Consider the following 3,523-nt stretch of genomic DNA (forward strand, 5'->3'; position numbering starts at 1 on the left):
AAAAACTCCGCGTTTTCAATATATTAATAGCCCGAGGGTACATAATCTCGAAATATACGACATTTCGGGATTACGATCAATAAAATTCGGCGACTATCAATTTTCGCCGCATCTTAGCCTCGGAGGCGTTGGGCTGACGGCGCCAGATCTGTAGTGTCTAGCGTCTCAATAAAACTCGGGTGTTTCTAACAACGCCACCCACGTGAGGGTTAACCGACTCTTAGTTTCAACCATACCCCGAGGGTAATTTTTTCGGATTTTATAAAAGGAATGATATTAGGTTAAGAGCGATCTAATCTTGTCCCCGGCCGAGTGACAAAATTATAGAGCATGCACCCTAAAAGAGCACTCAAACTGGCAGAACAACGGCGTGAACCTCAATTTGATTTTGTTCGATCGGCGTGTTACAATTATAAGTCTAGGTTTAGCCAACCCAAAGACCTTCGAGTGTTAAACTGTAACCGTGGTGGTACAATAAATCGATTTAAAGCTGGCACCTACATGGGAAATTACAATATCCGATTTTTTGGCGTAGTTCTGTCATATCTCACGCAAATATTTTTTCTTAGCACGTCTCAGCTTGTATTAGCGCAGTCACTGCCAGAAAGTGGTCTGGTAGCTAGATATTCTTTTGATTCTGGCACCGCCAATGATTCATCGGGTAACAACAACCACGGCACTATAAGCGGGGCTGTTGTTACAGCTGGCAAGCTTGGTGACGCTCTCAGTTTTGATGGCACCAATGCCTATGTTTTGATACCTCGACAAAACCACGATCAAATTACTGTGTCAGCTTGGTTCTATAAGAATGCAAATGACGCTACCTTTGCGGATGCAATAGTTGGGGGATGGTATTGGGCCACTGGTACTCAGTTAATGGAGGGCTTCGACATTCGCTTTTCGTCCAACGCTCCGAATGCGTTGCTCTTTACTTTAACCACCGCGAGTGTTGGTGGAACGCGAACGATGCTGACGTCGTCCTACGCATTTGCAGACTCCACTAACGGTTGGCATCATCTAGTTGGAAGCTATGAGAAGAGTACTGGACTACAAAGGCTCTATGTAGACGGTGCGCTGCGCCATACCGTAAGTCATCCAGCGGGTAATGTCATAGTTCCGCTAACAAGCTATCCAGATATGAGAATCGGCTACTCTCGTGTAAATAATGGATATTTCAATGGAAAGATTGACGAGGTGCGAATATATAACCGCGCACTGACGGAATCGGAAATTCTCTCTTTATACGGCACGACCGCCACCAGTTTTACGCACCCGAGCAGCTGGAAAAATCATTATGGCATTGCTTGGCGCGATACTGCACGCAATAGTTGTAAGTACGCCAAACAAATGGGCTACGAGTACCTAACCCTGCGCATATATGATTCGGCGGCTGTATATAAAACTTACTCAGAGTGTCAGGGGCTCAATTTCTTTATGGACGGCCCTCAGCACTGGGTTATGGGATGGAACTCGAACATCGATACAAGAAATAACTATACACCGGCACAGATTGATTTCTATAACAAACACATGACTTGGAAAGACAAAGACGCGTCTTTCCCGGACAACTTGGCTACAGGTTGGTATTCAGAGAAGGACGGTGGGGCTGTTTTTGAACCAAACTGGGACCTTCAGCAACAGGCTGTTATCGACTATCTAGTTAACGCCGAGATGTCGTTGTTTCGCAGCTATAAGGCCGCCGGTATGTCGTTTGCTGGTTATATTATCGATGTTGCTAAGCTTACGGGGGACTTTAGCTGCTACGATGCCAGTAACAAGCGCAACATCCAAAAAAATCTCGCGTATTGGACTGATTCCGATTCAGGTGCTTCGCATGTGGGGGTGGATGGCACCACGACCAAGAACCACTCGAAGTATTCGGACGGCGCAGCTGAATATTATAAGCAACTACGAGCCCGTATGTTGCAGGAGTTTCCCGAGGGAAAATGGATTGTGGAGCCCTGGCTCCTTTATTACAAAGCCGAGGATATCACGCGGGGCGATTATTGTGTTCGCCCCTATGATACTGATGAATGGGTATACAGAATATCGCAGAGGCCAGACAAGGCGAATTTAATTCCAGACATGCTCATTCAGGAGTCCTTTGGTACTCAGTTTGTCGACGAGGCGAGAATTTTTAATTCTGGCTTAGCCATTACTCCGAATATGGTTGGTAGTGCGCAGCAAGACACTGTTGGGGAAAAGGAAAATCGACTGATTGCGGCCAAAGCCGGTATAAATGGGGCATGGTATAACTGGTTTGGCCATTTTGGGGTAAATTCGGCAAATCCGCGTTGGGAAAAAATCGAGGATGTCTATCCCCGTCTAAAGCTTATTCGTGTAATTCCTAACTGGGATAACTTGCGAAACGTACCGCTCTTACAACGATCGTGGAATGGCATTACGACCGATCCGATCTATCAAAGCCGCCAGTTAGCAAGCGACCCGAATCCGGTTAGTTATTTCGATCAGCACGTTATGTATTCGAGACATTGGAAGACTAAGAAGATTTTTGCAGTCTTTAATGATAACATCAGTCCGGTCAAGTTAAATCCAGGCGAAACGGTCACTTCTATTGAATGCGTGGATGGCTATTTTATGGAAACAAAGGGTTGCGCCGGCGAGTTTGATTTGACCAAAGGCCTCGAAATTAAATCGACATTGGACTTCTGTGCGCCTTTGCAAACTACGCCTTGCATTCCAAAGAGTATCGGCAAGGGCTATATTTTCACAGTAGCTGCAAATACCGTTGATACTACCCCACCAGCGGCACCAAGCGGCGTTGTGGTCAAATATTGAGAACACGAGGGACTTTGTTCTGTGGGGATATCGGGAAAGGAGCTTCTCAGGGTAGAGACTCAAAGGATTTTCCGGCCTACCTGCCCTTAATTTGGTGATTGGGGCGTGAACGGGCCAGGCATTCTATGGGTGTGTCAAAAGTGCACCCATAGAATGTTTCGAAAAAAAATTTCGGCTCGCCGCATCTTAGCCTCGGAGGCCTTGGGATAGGCCCATTAGGATTGAGAGGCAATTAGCTTTTCCATGATCTTTTGCAAGGAAATAACTGAAACGCTGTCATTTCAACGGATCTTCCAGAAATGCCGCGTGCATCGGTGAGGTGCAATATATTGAAATATTTAAGTTTTTCGCTCTGAGGCGAGTGATTTTCCACTGTCTACATTAACTTCTCGCGGTAGGAGTGCCGCTGGTAGTTTGGCGTTTGCGGCTTTGATAAGTTTAGCCAATTGGGTTCTTGGCTTAGGAACTGAGTTAAAGCTAGCCGTGTTTTTGACTTGGACCGGAATTGTGCAGATAGTGGCAAGATCCCGCAACCCTTCCTCGACGCTAAGATCGAAGTGTCGCCAGCACTTGCTTACAAATAAAAGAACGGGGTTACAGCTTTACAAACAGTTTTACAACTAAAGTGTCAGATGAAGTTTTAGTTAGTGCACTTTTTTTATGACTCGAGATTTTGCCGTGACCCTGTAGCCCATTCTGTGGCGCATCGCGACCTCGTTGCCGA

General features: G+C 46.1%; 1 protein-coding gene. It reads left to right on the forward strand.

Annotated elements, in window-relative coordinates:
- Window positions 1–501 precede the first annotated feature (501 nt).
- A complete protein-coding gene (locus IT291_06380; protein MCC6220847.1) occupies window positions 502–2,799 on the forward strand; it encodes a LamG domain-containing protein in 2,298 nt (765 codons plus the stop codon).
- Window positions 2,800–3,523 lie beyond the last annotated feature (724 nt).

The sequence above is a fragment of the Deltaproteobacteria bacterium genome (assembly GCA_020845775.1).
Taxonomy (GTDB): domain Bacteria; phylum Bdellovibrionota_C; class UBA2361; order SZUA-149; family JADLFC01; genus JADLFC01.